Annotated in this window: 14 protein-coding genes; 4 read left to right on the top strand and 10 right to left on the bottom strand. The window is 63.6% G+C overall.

Features of this window, described 5'->3' with window-relative positions:
* Positions 1–99: 99 nt before the first annotated feature.
* Positions 100–2,160: a 3-hydroxyacyl-CoA dehydrogenase NAD-binding domain-containing protein gene (locus ACQZ6J_RS18565; protein WP_449085161.1), complete on the bottom strand. Its 2,061-nt coding sequence runs from the start codon at positions 2,158–2,160 to the stop codon at positions 100–102.
* A 74-nt stretch (positions 2,161–2,234) separates the two neighbouring features.
* The gene (paaN, locus tag ACQZ6J_RS18570; protein WP_449085162.1) at positions 2,235–3,896 is read right to left on the bottom strand and encodes a phenylacetic acid degradation protein PaaN; all 1,662 of its coding nucleotides are present in this window, start codon (positions 3,894–3,896) and stop codon (positions 2,235–2,237) included.
* Positions 3,897–3,996: 100 nt separating this feature from the next.
* Between paaN and paaG the strand changes: the two genes are divergently transcribed.
* From paaG to ACQZ6J_RS18590, 4 genes are all read left to right on the top strand, one after another.
* Positions 3,997–4,785 (top strand): 2-(1,2-epoxy-1,2-dihydrophenyl)acetyl-CoA isomerase PaaG, encoded by a 789-nt coding sequence (gene paaG, locus ACQZ6J_RS18575; RefSeq protein ID WP_449085163.1) that lies wholly within the window; start codon positions 3,997–3,999, stop codon positions 4,783–4,785.
* Positions 4,782–5,231, top strand: coding sequence for a hydroxyphenylacetyl-CoA thioesterase PaaI (gene paaI, locus ACQZ6J_RS18580; RefSeq protein ID WP_449085164.1), 450 nt, complete (start codon positions 4,782–4,784; stop codon positions 5,229–5,231). The genes paaG and paaI overlap by 4 nt, the downstream gene beginning before the upstream one ends.
* A 35-nt stretch (positions 5,232–5,266) precedes the next feature.
* Positions 5,267–6,577 (top strand): phenylacetate--CoA ligase PaaK, encoded by a 1,311-nt coding sequence (gene paaK, locus ACQZ6J_RS18585; RefSeq protein ID WP_449085165.1) that lies wholly within the window; start codon positions 5,267–5,269, stop codon positions 6,575–6,577.
* Positions 6,578–6,681: 104 nt separating this feature from the next.
* Positions 6,682–7,278 (top strand): TetR/AcrR family transcriptional regulator, encoded by a 597-nt coding sequence (locus ACQZ6J_RS18590; protein WP_163992295.1) that lies wholly within the window; start codon positions 6,682–6,684, stop codon positions 7,276–7,278.
* 9 nt (positions 7,279–7,287) lie between these two features.
* Here the strand turns inward: ACQZ6J_RS18590 and ACQZ6J_RS18595 are convergent, their stop codons facing one another.
* The 8 genes from ACQZ6J_RS18595 to paaB form a co-directional block, all read right to left on the bottom strand.
* Entirely contained in the window at positions 7,288–7,902 is a 615-nt protein-coding gene (locus tag ACQZ6J_RS18595) for a phenylacetic acid degradation protein PaaY (protein ID WP_449085166.1), read from the bottom strand.
* Positions 7,903–8,421, bottom strand: a complete 519-nt coding sequence (locus tag ACQZ6J_RS18600; RefSeq protein ID WP_163992293.1) for an acyl-CoA thioesterase — start codon at positions 8,419–8,421, stop codon at positions 7,903–7,905.
* 4 nt (positions 8,422–8,425) lie between these two features.
* The gene (paaZ, locus tag ACQZ6J_RS18605; RefSeq protein WP_449085167.1) at positions 8,426–10,483 is read right to left on the bottom strand and encodes a phenylacetic acid degradation bifunctional protein PaaZ; all 2,058 of its coding nucleotides are present in this window, start codon (positions 10,481–10,483) and stop codon (positions 8,426–8,428) included.
* Positions 10,484–10,551: 68 nt separating this feature from the next.
* Positions 10,552–11,307: a Phenylacetic acid catabolic protein gene (locus ACQZ6J_RS18610; RefSeq protein WP_449085168.1), complete on the bottom strand. Its 756-nt coding sequence runs from the start codon at positions 11,305–11,307 to the stop codon at positions 10,552–10,554.
* A 39-nt stretch (positions 11,308–11,346) separates the two neighbouring features.
* Positions 11,347–12,423: a 1,2-phenylacetyl-CoA epoxidase subunit PaaE gene (gene paaE / locus ACQZ6J_RS18615; RefSeq protein WP_163992290.1), complete on the bottom strand. Its 1,077-nt coding sequence runs from the start codon at positions 12,421–12,423 to the stop codon at positions 11,347–11,349.
* A 25-nt stretch (positions 12,424–12,448) separates the two neighbouring features.
* Entirely contained in the window at positions 12,449–12,973 is a 525-nt protein-coding gene (paaD, locus tag ACQZ6J_RS18620) for a 1,2-phenylacetyl-CoA epoxidase subunit PaaD (RefSeq protein WP_449085169.1), read from the bottom strand.
* Positions 12,974–12,982: 9 nt separating this feature from the next.
* The gene (gene paaC / locus ACQZ6J_RS18625) at positions 12,983–13,765 is read right to left on the bottom strand and encodes a 1,2-phenylacetyl-CoA epoxidase subunit PaaC (RefSeq protein WP_449085170.1); all 783 of its coding nucleotides are present in this window, start codon (positions 13,763–13,765) and stop codon (positions 12,983–12,985) included.
* Positions 13,765–14,049 carry a 1,2-phenylacetyl-CoA epoxidase subunit PaaB gene (paaB, locus tag ACQZ6J_RS18630; protein ID WP_028745698.1) on the bottom strand — a complete coding sequence of 95 codons (285 nt, stop codon included), beginning with the start codon at positions 14,047–14,049 and terminating at the stop codon, positions 13,765–13,767. The genes paaC and paaB overlap by 1 nt, the downstream gene beginning before the upstream one ends.
* Positions 14,050–14,074 lie beyond the last annotated feature (25 nt).

A 14,074-nucleotide genomic window follows, 5' to 3' on the forward strand; every position in this document is an offset into this window, starting at 1 on the left:
GCCCGCCGACGCGATTTTGCCGATTTTCCTCAGAAAATGGTCGAGGCTCGGCCGAGCCGATTACACAATCGCAGCGCGAGTGCAGCGTTCAGCCGGCTGTCATCTGTCAAGCAACGTGAAGCCGCCATCTTCCGCCGCGCGCCGCAACGCGGCGCATGGTGGCGCGGCAAGACCCGATGCGGCAAGCCGGTCCAGCACGGCGACGACGTCGGCAAGGCCGCGGGCTTGCGCATAATGCATCGGGCCGCCGCGCCAGCGCGGGAAACCATAGCCATGGATCTTGACGAGATCGATATCGGCAGCGCGGACGGCAACGCCCTCGTCGAGGATCAACGTCGCCTCGTTCACCATCGGCAGGACGATGGCATCGACGATCGATGCCTCGTCCCAGGTCTTCTGCGGTCGTCCGGCCGCTTCTTCACCGACGACGGCCTCAACGACATCCGACGGTTGTGGCGTGCGCTCGCCGGGCCGATAGTCGTACCAACCGCCGTTCGATTTCTGGCCGAAGCGCTCCATGGCGCAAAGCCGGTCGGCTATGGGCGCAAACGGCGTCTCCCCACGCTCGCGGGCGGCCTTGCGCTGGAAGGCGGCGATGTCGAGGCCGCCGAGATCCTGCGCTTCGAATGGCCCCATCGGCAAGCCGAATGCGCGCATGGCAGCATCGACGGCGGCGGGCGTGGCCCCGGAAAGCAACAGCCGCTCCGCCTGCGCACGCGTAATCTTCAAGATGCGGTTGCCGATGAAGCCATCGCAAATGCCGGCACGGACGGGAATTTTTCCAAGCAGCCGTGCAAGTGCAAAGCCTGCCGCCAGCACTTCCGGCGCCGTCGTTCCCGTCGGCACGATCTCCAAAAGCTTCATGACATGGGCGGGACTGAAGAAATGCAGACCCAGGAAGCGTTCGGGCTGCGCAAGACCCTCGCCGATCTCGTCCGGATCGAGATAGGACGTATTGGTAGCCAGCACCGCGTCCGGACGGCAGACTTCCGACAGTTTGGCGAAGACGGCTCGCTTGACGGCGAGATCCTCGAAAACCGCCTCGATGACGAGATCGGTATCGGCGAGCAACCCGTAGCCATTGGTGCCGACGACGCCAGCCATCCGCTCCGCCGCGACGGCAGGCGAAATGCGACCCCGCTTTGCAGAACCTTCGAAGATCTGGCTGACATTGGCGAGGCCGCGCTCGACGGCTGCTTCGTCACGCTCGACAAGAACGACTGGCAGGCCAGCATCCCGCAGGGCCGCGGCAATGCCCGCCCCCATGGTGCCGCCACCGACGACGGCAGCAGAACGAATAGCGCGCGGCACGGCGCCGGCAAGCTCCGGAGGACGAGGTGCGGCCCGCTCGGCGAAGAAGACATGCCGCAAGGCGGCAGCCTGCGCGGAGCCGCGCAGATCCAGAAACGTCTCGCGCTCGAAGGCCATTGCGGCCGCAAAATCCGCCTCGCACGCCCTGCGAACACAGGCGAGCGCGCGAAGAGGGGCAATTTCCCGCTTCGCCTTGGCTGCGACGGCTTTTTCCGCATGCTCCCAGAAACCGTCCTCGACGGCGGGAACATTGCGCTCCGAAATCGGCTGTGGCCTGGGCTTGTCCACAATCTTCCGTGCGAAGGCAATGGCAGCCGATGCAAGATCGCCCTCGACAACGGTATCGACGAGACCGAGTGCGGCGGCCTTTCGCGCATCGATCGAACCGCCGCCCGTCACCAGGTCGACGGCAGCCGAGCCGCCGATCAGCCGCGGCAGGCGAACCGTGCCGCCAGCGCCGGGAATGAGGCCGAGCTTCACCTCTGGCAGGCCGAGGTTTGCCGTCGCGGCGGCGACACGATAAGCGCAACCGAGCGCCACCTCGAGACCACCGCCAAGCGCGCTGCCGTGGATCGCCGCCACCCATGGCTTGCCCGCACCCTCAATGCCGGCAACGACATCGGGAAGATGCGGAGGGAGCGGAGGCTTGCCGAATTCGCTGACGTCGGCCCCGGCAATGAAGGTGCGCCCGGCGCAGATGAGGACGGCCGCGCTTACGCTCGCATCCGCATCGATAGCGGAAACCGCCTCGGCCAGCGCCTGGCGCAATGCCTGCGAAAGCGCATTGACGGGCGGATTGTCGACGGTGACGACGGCGATTGCGCCCTCATGCGTAATGGTGACGGTCATGATCTCACAATCCTCGATAGGCGATGTCATTCGCGATCAATACGGGTGTTCAGAATTTCTTAAACCGCGTCCCGTCACGCCGCGGCGGGGCGGCGCCACATGACGACACGAAACCGGTTGGCGACGAAGACAGCATCCGTCAGGCTGGCGTTGCCTGCCGGGTTCGCACCGGTAACGTGGAAATCGCTGAAGGCCGCGCTCTGGTTCACATAGATGCCACCGGTCAGATTGACCGAAAGATTGACGCCAGCCTCAGCAAAACGGTCCGCGGCGGCCAGGATGCGTGCCTCGCTGGTCTCGTAAAGCGCCGCCGTGATCGCGCCTTTTCGTTCGGCCAATAGGGCCGCGCGGCTCACGCCGTCAGCGGCATCATCCACGGCGACGACGAAGGCGATGGGTCCGAAGCGCTCCTCGCCATAGGCAGCCTCGTCGACGGCATCGACGGCAAGGATCAATGGCGTCGCCGTGCGTGCGTCGTGCAGGCCTTCGATTGGCGCGGAATCGCGCACGATGCGGCCAAGCGACCGGGCCTCGGCCACACGGGCAAGCGACGCCGGATTGGCGATTGCACCGCAGACGCCGGCGGCACGCGCCGGATCGGACAACAGGCCATCGACGGCAGCGGCAATGCCGGCGGCGACATCATCGAAGCTCTTGTGGCCTTCATCCGTATCGATGCCGGAGCGCGGCACGAAAATATCCTGCGGCGCGGTGCACATCTGGCCGCTATAGAGCGACAGGGAAAAGGCGATGTTGCCGCACATGCCGGCAAAATTATCCGTCGCGCCGATGACGATCGAATTGACCCCGGCCTCTTCCGTATAGACATCGGCATTGCCGGCATGGGCGCGCACCCAGTCGCCGAAGCCGCCGGAGCCGGTGTAGTCGATGATTGCGATTGCCGGATGCTGGACGAGTTCCTTGGTGATCTCGGAACCGCTCGCATCGGCGGCGAGCAGCGCGACATTGGCATCGAAGCCTTCCTCGGCCAGCACCTGCCTGATGATCTCGACGGTGATGGCGAGCGGCAGGATCGCTGCCGGATGCGGCTTGACGATGACGGTATTGCCGGTGGCCAGGCTGGCGAACAAGCCCGGATAGCTGTTCCAGGTGGGAAAGGTATTGCAACCAATCACAAGAGAAATCCCGCGCGGCACGATGCGCCAGTGCTTTTCCAGCACGAGCGGCTCACTCTTGCCCTGCGGCTTCGTCCAGATTGCCTCGGCCGGCGTGCGCGACATCTCGGCGTAGGCGTAGGCGACAGCTTCGAGGCCGCGATCCTGCGCATGCGGGCCGCCGGCCTGGAAAGCCATGGCAAAGCCCTGCCCCGTCGTATGCATCACGGCATTCGCCATTTCGAAGCTATGAGCATTGAGGCGGGCGAGAATTTCAAGGCAGATGCCGGCGCGCGCCTCGACGGACGCAGATGCCCATTGCCGCGCAGCAGCCCGGGACGCCGAAACAAGCGCATCGGCGGATGCTGCAGGATAGCTGATGCCGAGCGATGGCCCATAGGGCGAGACTTCCGCGCCGACCCTGTGCTGCACCGGATGCCCGGCCATCTCGAAGGGCGTTGCAAGCCTTGCCTCATAGGCGGCAAGACCATCGTCCCTGGCAGTTTCACCGTAGATCTTGCCGCTGGGGATTTCGGAATAGGCGGACCAATAGTCGCGTTTTGCGGCCGCATCCAGGGCGGCTCGCAGCGTTTCGCGATGGCGCTCGAATAGTGCTGTCATTATTGTTCCTCCCAATCGGTGCTTTTATAATTGACTGACCGGTCGGTTTATGCAAGAGTTTTTTCACGGTCACCGCTGGGAAAGGTGACAGGGAGGATACATGTCCGATTCCGACACCATTCTTTCGACGCTTGCCGATGGCGTTCTAAGCCTCACACTCAATCGACCCGACAAACTCAATTCCTTCAACGAGGAAATGCATCTCGCGCTGCGCGCCGGCTTCGAACGCGCGCACAAGGATGGGGATGTACGGGCGGTTCTGCTGACGGGAGCCGGCCGCGGCTTCTCGGCCGGCCAGGACCTCGGCGACCGCGACCCGCGCAAGGGCACGCCGGATCTCGGTCATACGATCGAGACCTTCTACAACCCGCTGCTCCGCCTCATCCGCAGTCTGGAAAAGCCGGTCGTCTGCGCGGTCAACGGCGTCGCCGCCGGTGCCGGCGCCAATATCGCCTTTGCCTGTGACATCACGCTTGCCGCCCGTTCGGCACGCTTCATCCAGGCCTTCGCGAAAATCGGCCTCGTGCCGGATTCCGGAGGCACCTGGAACCTGCCGCGGCTTGTCGGCGAGGCCCGCGCCAAGGCGCTGGCGCTGACCGCGGAGCCTCTGGATGCGGAAACGGCAGCCAACTGGGGCCTGATCTGGCGCGCGATCGATGACGACAAGCTGATGGACGAGGCAAAGGCCCTCGCCATTCGCCTCGCGGCCGGCCCGACCAAGGGCCTCGGCCTGACGAAGCGCGCCATTCAGGCGGCGGCAACCAATTCGCTCGACGAACAGCTCGATCTCGAACGCGACCTGCAGCGCGAGGCCGGCCACAGCGCCGATTATGCCGAGGGCGTCACCGCCTTCCTCGAAAAGCGCAAGCCGGAGTTCAAGGGGCAATGAGCATGGCCGACAGCCTTTCCCCGCAGGCGCTTGCGCAAGCCTGCGCGAGATCCATGTGGGACGACGACAACGCCACCCGCCATCTTGGCATGGAACTGCTTGCCGTGGCGCCCGGCGAGGCGACCCTGTCGATGGTCGTCACCGAGGCCATGACGAACGGTCATGGCACCTGCCATGGCGGCTACATCTTCGCCTTGGCCGACTCGGCCTTCGCATTCGCCTGCAATACCTACAACCAGCGCGCCGTCGCCCAGCACTGTTCGGTGACCTATATCGCGCCGGCTTTCAAGGGCGACCGGCTGAAGGCGACGGCACGGGAGGTGTCGCGCCGCGGGCGTGGCGGCATCTACGACATCGCAATCACCAATCAGGAGGGCGAGCAGATCGCGGAATTCCGCGGCCACTCGCGCACAGTCAAGGGCACCCTTTTGCCGGAACAAGATTGAAGCCGGCACACCACGCATTCTCGGAGGAGACGTTCATGGAAGATCTTTCACCCCGCCCCGGCGAGCTTGAGGCAATAGAGATAGCCTCGCGCGACGAAATTTCCGGGCTGCAGCTCGAGCGCATGAAGTGGTCGCTCACCCATGCCTACGAGAATTCCCCCTTCTACCGGCAGCGTTTCGACGAAGCAGGCGTGCATCCTTCCGACCTGAAGACGTTATCGGATCTCGCCAAATTTCCCTTCACCACCAAGAAGGATCTTCGCGATACCTATCCTTTCGGCATGTTCGCCGTGCCGCGCGAAAAGCTCGCCCGTATCCACGCTTCCTCCGGCACGACGGGCAAGCCGACGGTCGTCGGCTATACGGCCAGGGACATCGACACCTGGGCGACCGTCGTCGCCCGTTCGATCCGTGCCTCCGGCGGCCGCGCCGGCGATGTGGTGCATGTCGCCTATGGCTATGGGCTCTTCACCGGCGGCCTCGGTGCTCACTATGGCGCAGAGAAGCTCGGCTGCACGGTCGTTCCGATCTCCGGCGGCATGACGGAACGGCAGGTCACGCTGATGCAGGATTTCAAGCCGCGCATCATCATGGTCACACCCTCCTACATGCTTTCGATCCTCGACGAGTTCCGCCGCCAGGGCCTCGACCCGCGCGAAAGCTCGCTTGCCGTCGGCATCTTCGGGGCGGAACCTTGGACCAATGCGATGCGCGAGGAAATCGAGCACTCGTTCGACATGCATGCCGTCGATATTTACGGCCTGTCGGAAGTCATGGGCCCGGGCGTCGCCAGCGAATGCGTCGAAAGCAAGGATGGGCTGCACATCTGGGAAGACCACTTCTATCCGGAGATCATCGATCCGGTGACAGGCGCCGTGCTGCCGGACGGCGAGATCGGCGAGCTGGTCTTCACCACGCTGACCAAGGAAGGCCTGCCGATCATCCGTTACCGCACGCGCGACCTGACGCGGCTACTGCCCGGCACGGCACGCTCCATGCGCCGCATGGAGAAGGTCACGGGACGCTCCGACGACATGATGATCCTGCGCGGCGTCAACGTCTTCCCGACGCAGATCGAGGAACAGATCCTGAAATGTCGTGGGCTTGCGCCGCACTTCCAGATCGAGCTGACACGCTCCGGCCGCATGGACAACATGACCGTGCATGTGGAGTGCACGCTGGAGGCGGCGGATGAAACGGCGCGAAACGTTTCGGCCAAGGAACTCACCCACCACATCAAGAGCGTGGTCGGCGTGACGACCAGGATCACCGTCCATCCGCCGGGCGGCGTCGCACGCTCCGAAGGCAAGGCAAAACGCGTGGTCGACAACCGCCCGAAAGAGTGATTGGGCATCCAACGGGATAGCCTGACGGGGATTTGATTGTATATAGGAAATGTCGGCCGCAAAATGCGGCCACAATCGGCGGGGAATGAGCAGAGCAGGATCACATGGCACGCACGCGCGCAGTTGATTTCGAGGAAAAGCAGCGTGGCATCTTGGCGAGCGCGGCGGCGGTATTCGCCGAGATGGGCATGGAGAAAGCATCCATGTCGATGATCGCCTCGCATAGCAATGTCTCGAAAGCTCTGCTCTATCACTACTATCCCAGCAAGGACGCGCTGATCTTCGACATCGTACAAACGCATCTGACCGAGCTGGAAAGCGCGATCGGAGCCGCCGATCGCACCGATGTGACGCCACGGGAGCGGCTGCAACTGCTCGTGAAGGCCGTGCTGAAAAGCTATGAAGGCGCCGACAACGAGCACAAGGTACAGCTCAACGGCACGCATGCCCTATCGCCGGCGCAGCTGTCGGAGCTGCGGACGATCGAGAGGCGCATCGTCAAGCGCTTCTCCGGCATCATCGAAGACCTCAACCCGGACCTGAACAAGAACAAGCCGTTGCTGATGCCGGTCACCATGTCGCTCTTCGGCATGATGAACTGGGTCTATATGTGGTTCAGGCCCAATGGCCCCATCACCCGCGACGAATACGCCGATATCGCGACCACTCTCATCCTCGAAGGAATCAAGGCCGTCCGTTGACGCGGCCGGTCAGTCGCCGAGCTTCATCCTTTCGAGAATCAGCGGATCGTATTCCGGCGCGCGAATGCGGCGTCGGTCCGGCTCGGGCGCGGTCAGCGGCTCGACGGCCACCAGCTTCTCCTTCGCCTCCAGCGCCAGGCGCTGATAGATGGTGGTGCCCTGGCGCTTCCATGCGATCTCGTCTTGCGTAAGCTCGCGGATCACGCGCGCCGGCGAGCCGACGGCAAGGCTGTTTGCCGGGATTTCGGCACCGGCCTTGACGAAGGCCATGGCCGCCACGATGGCATTTTCGCCGATGACGGCCTCGTCCATGACGACCGCGTTCATGCCGACCATGGCATTGGCGCCGATCTTGCAACCATGCAGCACCGCGCCGTGTCCGATATGTCCCGCCTCCCCGATAACGACCTCGAGGTTCGGAAAGCTGTGCACGACGCAGGTCTCCTGCACGTTCGAGCCGCGCTCGAGCACGATGCGCCCGAAATCGCCCCGCAACACGGCGCCCGGCCCGACGTAGCAGGCCGGGCCGACGATGACATCGCCGATGACGGTTGCGGCAGGATGCACGAAGGCGGCCGGGTCGATGACGGGGATCACGCCGTCATAGGCATAGATCTGCACCATCTACTCATCTCCCGATTTATCTACGTCGCGTCCTGTAGCCGCCACCGATTCCAGTCTTTCGGCAAATTCGCGGCGCAAGGTCCGGCGAAGCTGGGCGGCCTTGTGTCGGCGGATATCGACCGGTGTCACCGGCACCAGTTCGGGCACGCGGACCGGGCGGCCGGCCTCATCGACTGCGACCATGGTGAAGTAACAGGAATTGGTGTGGCGGCGCTGGCCGGAGCGGATGTTTTCCGCCTCGACGCGGATACCGACCTCCATGGAGGTGCGCCCGGTATCGTTGATCGAGGCGCGGAAGGTGACCAGCTCGCCGACATTGATCGACTCCTTGAACAGCACCTGATCGACCGACAGCGTCACCGCATATTGCTTGGAATAACGCGACGCACAGGAGAAGGCGACGCGATCGAGCAGGTTCAGAAGGGCGCCGCCATGCACTTTGCCGCTGAAATTCGCCATATCCGGCGTCATCAGCACGGTCATTTCCAGGCGATGCGGGTCTTGCTCGATCGTCGTCATGCGCTCACTCTCTCGTTTTCGCCACCATCGTCAGAACGTCGTATTGCGCGACGACGGCACCTAGCTGGTTCGTTACCTTGCAATCCCAGCGCACCTCGCCATGCTCGGCATTGGTGCGGGGATTGATCTCCTTGCAGGTCAATTGCACCTGGAGCGTATCACCCGGATTGACCGGTGTCAGGAAGCGCAGGCTGTCGACGCCGTAATTTGCGAGAACCGGACCGGGAGCCGGATCGACGAACAGGCCAGCGGCGAAAGAAACGATGAGATAGCCATGCGCGACGCGGCCTTCGAAGAACGGATTGGCCTTGGCAGCCTCCTCGTCCATGTGGGCGTAGAAGGTGTCGCCGGTGAACTTCGCGAAATGCTCGATATCGTCGAGCGTCACCGTGCGCTTGGCGGTGACGAGCTGATCGCCGATCTTCAGCTCGGCAAGCGATTTGCGGAACGGATGCTCGCTGCCGGTGCGAGCGTCCGCGCCATCCATCCAGCGCCCGGTGACGGCCGAGAGCAGGCGTGGGGTGCCCTGCACGGCGGTTCGCTGCATGTAGTGCTTGACGCCGCGGATGCCGCCCAGTTCCTCGCCGCCGCCGGCGCGGCCGGGGCCGCCATGAACGAGGCCGGGCAAGGGGGAGCCATGTCCGGTGGAACTCTTGGCGCTGGCGCGGTTGCCGATCATCACGCGACCGTGGAACGGCGCGAGGCCGAGAACGACCTCCTCGGCGAAACGGGGATCGTTGGTAAAGACGGAGGCGACGAGGCTGCCCTTGCCGCGCCGCGCCAGATCGACCGCCTCATCAGCCGTATCATAAGGCATGACGGTGCTGACCGGACCGAAGGCTTCGACATCGTGAACGGCGCGCGCCGAACCCGGCTTGTCGCAATAGAGAAGAACCGGGTTGAGGAAAGCGCCGGCGCTTGCGTCGCCGGACATGACGCGCGGGTTGTCCGGATCGCCACCGACGATCTCGGCGTCAGCCGCAAGATCGCGGATGCGCGCGCGCACTTCCTCGCGCTGATCAAGACTGGCGAGCGGCCCCATGCGAACAGTCTCGTCGGCCGGATTTCCGACCGCCGTCTTGCCGAGGCGATCGTTCAAGGCAGCAATCAACGCTTCGCTATAGGCCCTGGGCGCGATGACGCGGCGGATCGCGGTGCATTTCTGACCGGCCTTCACGGTCATTTCGCGCGCCACCTCCTTGACGAAGAGATCGAATTCCTCGGTGCCGGGGCCAGCATCGAGGCCGAGGACGGCTGCGTTGAGGCTGTCGGCCTCCATGGTGAAGCGCACGGAATTTTCGATGATGGCCCGGTGCGTCTTGAGACGCCGGCCGGTTGCGGCGGAACCGGTAAAGGTCACCACGTCCTGGCCCTCGACATGATCCAGGAGATCACCGACCGAGCCGCAAACAAGCTGCAGCGCGCCTTCCGGCAACAGGCCGGTCTCGATGATGCGGCGAACCATGAGTTCGGTAAGATAGGCCGTCTGGCTCGCCGGCTTGACGATGGCCGGAACGCCGGCAAGCAAGGTCGGCGCGACCTTTTCCAGCATGCCCCAGCACGGGAAGTTGAAGGCGTTGATATGAACGGCGACGCCCTGGAGCGGGGTCAGGATATGCTGTGCGGAGAAGCTCTGATCCTTGGAGAGCTGCTCCACATCGCCATCGAGCAATACGCGCGCATTCGGCAGTTCGCGCCGGCCCTTGGAAGCGTAGGAAAGCATGGTTCCGATGCCGCCTTCGATATCGACCCAGCTATCCGCGCGCGTGGCGCCCGTCGCCGTCGAAAGCGCATAGAACTCTTCCTTCATTTCGAACAGCGCCTGGCCGACGGCCTTCAGCATCGCAGCGCGCTCGTGGAATGACATGCGCCTGAGCGCCGGGCCGCCCCTGTCGCGGCCATGGGCCAATGTCTGCTTGAAATCGATGCCCGAGGAATCGATGAAGGCGACGGGCGCGCCGGTCGATGCATCAAGCAGCGGCACGCCTTCCTTGGCGCCGGCGACCCAAGTGCCTCCGACATAGCTTTCAAGCCGGCGCGGCTGGTTTGCCATGATGTTCATCGGTATTTCCTTCCTTCATTTTTTCAGCAATCCCGAACGGAAAATCGCTATGCGCGTTTCCGGGGTGCTTAAATCAGTCCGTGCGCAGACAGCTGCGCATCGGCATCGGCCCGCCATTCGGCAAGCAGGGTCTCGTTGGGCTGGTGGCGCAGGCCGAAGCGGGCCAATGTCTCGAAGCGGGCCGAGCCGGCATGGCCGAAGCTTGCCGCGACGCGGGGATACCAATAGGCGACCGAAGTCCGCGCCTTTACCCGACCTTCGTCATCGGCGACGATGCCGGCAAGACCGGCAGCGCCGAGCTCCGCATGCCGCTTTTCGCGCGGCAGGATAGTACGGAAGACTTCGGCCAGCGGCTGATAGGAGACACGCGCCAGTTCTTTCAACTGCACGACGCTGGCGGCGCCCATCAGCACGTTCATGACGACGGCATCCACCCAGCCTTCGAGCGGATAATGAAAGACCGAAAGCCGCATATCGCCGCCTTGCCTGACGGCACCGATATCCGCCTCGCGGGAAAGCCGCGCCGCCCAGGGATGATGCACGGCATAGCGGCCGCCATCGACGCCGAAAGTCTCCATGATCTTCAGGACCTGGCCGGCATGATCGGACTTTTCCAGCACGATGCGCGCGGCGGAAATGCGCTCCTGAATGCCAGGCGCATCGTTGATGACATCGGCAAAGCCTGCGGAGCCGGCCAGTTCGCTGTCCACGAAACTCGCCATCAGCCGCAGCAGCTCGCCACGATAGCGCGGAGGCACGTTGGCGGGCGAAGACAGCACCCCGCCCTCACCCAGATATTGCTCGATCGACATCGTCTCGGTCATCCCATTCCTCCCTTCGGTGCGGCTTGAGAGCCGAAAACGCTATTGGTCGTAGCTGACGACGATACGGTCGGTGAGCGGGTAGCACTGACAGGTCAGCACATAGCCCTGGCGCACCTCATAATCCTCGAGCGCGTGGTTGACCTCCATCTCGACCTCGCCTTCGAGAACCTTGGCGCGACAGGTCGAGCAGACCCCGGCCTTGCAGGCGTAGGGCACGTCCATCGCGTTTTCGAGGGCGGCATCGAGCAGGCACTGGCCATGCTTGGGAAACTTGAAGGTGCGCGTCGCGCCGTCGAGCGTCACGGTCGCCTCGCAACTCGCGCCCTGATCGGCGCCTGCTGCACTTTCCACCTTCCGGCGGGCGCGGCCCGGCTGCGAGGAGGCGAAGAGCTCGAACTTGATCTGGTCGTCGCGCATCCCGTGTTCGCGCAGCGCCGCAGCGATTGCCAGCATCATCGGCTCGGGACCGCAGATGAAGGCGGTGTCGACCGATTTCAGATCGATCCAACCCTTGAAGAGAGCCGCGCATTTTTCCGCGTCGATCCGGCCTGTGAAAAGATCGATCTCCTGTGCCTCGCTTTCGAGAACGTGCAACACCGACAGGCGGCCGAGGTAGAGGTTCTTGAGGTCTTCCAGCTCTTCGCGAAACATGATCGAGCTGATCTGTCTATTGGCATAGACGAGCGTGAAGACGGAGCGCGGCTCGCGCGAAAGAACCGTCTTGATGATCGAGAGCACAGGGGTGATGCCGCTGCCTCCGGCAAAGCCAAGATAGTGTCTTGCCACATCCGGCTGGAGCGCCGTGAAGAAGGCACCCATCGGCGGCATGGCTTCCAGCGTGTCGCCGGCCCTGAGGTCTTCATTGACCCAGGTCGAGAAGCAGCCGCCATCCACGCGCTTGATGCCGACCTTCAGAACGCCTTCATCCTTGCCCGCGCAGATCGAATAGGAACGGCGGAGCTCCTCATCCTCGAACTTGCGGCGAAAGGTCAGATACTGGCCCTGCGTGAAATCGAAGATGGCCCGATCTTCGTCGGACGGCTTGAGCGTGACAACGACTGCATCGCGCGTCTCGCGACGGACATCGGTTACGGTCAAAGGATGGAAACGTGCCATGGATGCGGACCTCGTCCTGTTGGGGTCAAATGCACTTGAAGTAGTCGAACGGCTCCAGACAGTCGGTGCAGCGATAGCTCGCCTTGCAGGGCGTCGAGCCGAACTGACTGATCTTTTCCGTAGCTGCCGATCCGCAGCGCGGACAGGCGATGGTGAGGTTGGAGCGGCCGGCAAGCCGGTCGATGCGTTTCATCAGCACGCCATCGGCGGCCGTGCCGTCGATCGGCGGGGCGATGCCGTAGGCGCGCAGCTTCTCACGCCCCTCGGCGCTGATCCAATCGGTCGTCCAGGCAGGCGACAGCCGGCGCTCGAGGCGCACCCTGTCGAGACCTTTCTCGGCCAGCGCCCGCTCAATGTCGATGTTGATCACCGAGGTGGCGGGACAGCCCGAATAGGTCGGCGTCACCGTCACGACCAACGTGTCGTCCTGCCAGCCGACATCGCGGATGATGCCGAGATCGGTGAGCGAAATCACCGGGATTTCGGGGTCCGGCACCTCCGACAACCAGTGCCAGACCTCCTCGACGGAAGGGTGAAGTGCGGGCGCCACGTCAGCCTCCTACCAGGTCGCGCCCGGATAGGCGCGCTGCAGGAATTGCATCTCGGCGAGGATATAGCCGAGATGCTCCGTATGAACGCCGCGCCGTCCGCCCTTGTGCATGTAGCCGTCTGCCGGGCGCTTGAGCGTCGCTTCCGCGAGCGCATCGGCGACGATTTCGTCCCAGCCGGCCTTGAGGCTCTGCGGGTCCGGGATCGTACCCACCAGCGCCAGTGCCTCATCGGCGGCATCGCCGACGAACATTTCGCCCGTGAACGGCCAGAGATCGTCAAGCGCCGCCTGCATGCGGCGATGGCTTTCGGCCGTGCCGTCGCCAAGGCGGATGATCAGGTCGCGGCTGCGATCGAGGTGATAGGAGACCTCCTTGAAAGCCTTTTCCGCGATCTCGGCAGTGCGCCGGTCGGTCGAGCCCTTCAGCGCCTTCAGCAGCAGATAATGCCAGGCGTCATAAAGGAACTGGCGCATCAGCGTCTTGCCGAAATCGCCGTTGGGGCGTTCGACCAGCAGGATATTGCGGAACTGGAAACCGTCGCGCCGGTAGGCAAGATCATCCGCCGAGCGGCCTTTGCCTTCCACTTCGCCCGCCAGGCCGAGCCAGAGCTGCGTCTGGCCGATGAGGTCGAGCGCGGTGTTGGCAAGAGCAATGTCTTCCTCCAGCGCCGGCGAGTGGCCGCACCATTCCGAGACACGATGTCCAAGGATCAGCGCATTGTCGCCGATGCGCAGCAGGAACTCGAAAAGGGCGGCGCGATCGACCGCCGGCTCATACGCAACGGCGGCCATCACATGTGCCCCACTTCATCCGGAATGTCGAAGAAAGTCGGGTGGCGATAGACCTTCGAATTGGACGGGTCGAAGAGCGGGCCTTTTTCCGAGGGTGCGCTCGCGGTGATATCGGAGGAACGCACCACCCATATGCTGACGCCCTCGTTGCGGCGGGTATAGACATCGCGCGCATTGTTGATCGCCATTTCGGCATCGGGCGCATGCAAGCTGCCGACGTGACGATGGTTGAGACCGTGCTGACCACGGATGAAGACTTCCCAAAGCGGCCATTCGCTGGACATGTTTTTCACTCCCTGACTTATCCTG

This window comes from Rhizobium sp. A37_96 (genome assembly GCF_053521765.1).

Excerpts from the sequence above, each read along its gene's own strand:
- ACQZ6J_RS18565 (WP_449085161.1), bottom strand. The coding sequence starts at position 2,160 with ATGACCGTCACCATTACGCATGAGGGCGCAATCGCCGTCGTCACCGTC.
- paaN (WP_449085162.1), bottom strand. The coding sequence starts at position 3,896 with ATGACAGCACTATTCGAGCGCCATCGCGAAACGCTGCGAGCCGCCCTG.
- paaG (WP_449085163.1), top strand. The coding sequence starts at position 3,997 with ATGTCCGATTCCGACACCATTCTTTCGACGCTTGCCGATGGCGTTCTA.
- paaI (WP_449085164.1), top strand. The coding sequence starts at position 4,782 with ATGAGCATGGCCGACAGCCTTTCCCCGCAGGCGCTTGCGCAAGCCTGC.
- paaK (WP_449085165.1), top strand. The coding sequence starts at position 5,267 with ATGGAAGATCTTTCACCCCGCCCCGGCGAGCTTGAGGCAATAGAGATA.
- ACQZ6J_RS18590 (WP_163992295.1), top strand. The coding sequence starts at position 6,682 with ATGGCACGCACGCGCGCAGTTGATTTCGAGGAAAAGCAGCGTGGCATC.
- ACQZ6J_RS18595 (WP_449085166.1), bottom strand. The coding sequence starts at position 7,902 with ATGGTGCAGATCTATGCCTATGACGGCGTGATCCCCGTCATCGACCCG.
- ACQZ6J_RS18600 (WP_163992293.1), bottom strand. The coding sequence starts at position 8,421 with ATGACGACGATCGAGCAAGACCCGCATCGCCTGGAAATGACCGTGCTG.
- paaZ (WP_449085167.1), bottom strand. The coding sequence starts at position 10,483 with ATGAACATCATGGCAAACCAGCCGCGCCGGCTTGAAAGCTATGTCGGA.
- ACQZ6J_RS18610 (WP_449085168.1), bottom strand. The coding sequence starts at position 11,307 with ATGACCGAGACGATGTCGATCGAGCAATATCTGGGTGAGGGCGGGGTG.
- paaE (WP_163992290.1), bottom strand. The coding sequence starts at position 12,423 with ATGGCACGTTTCCATCCTTTGACCGTAACCGATGTCCGTCGCGAGACG.
- paaC (WP_449085170.1), bottom strand. The coding sequence starts at position 13,765 with ATGGCCGCCGTTGCGTATGAGCCGGCGGTCGATCGCGCCGCCCTTTTC.
- paaB (WP_028745698.1), bottom strand. The coding sequence starts at position 14,049 with ATGTCCAGCGAATGGCCGCTTTGGGAAGTCTTCATCCGTGGTCAGCAC.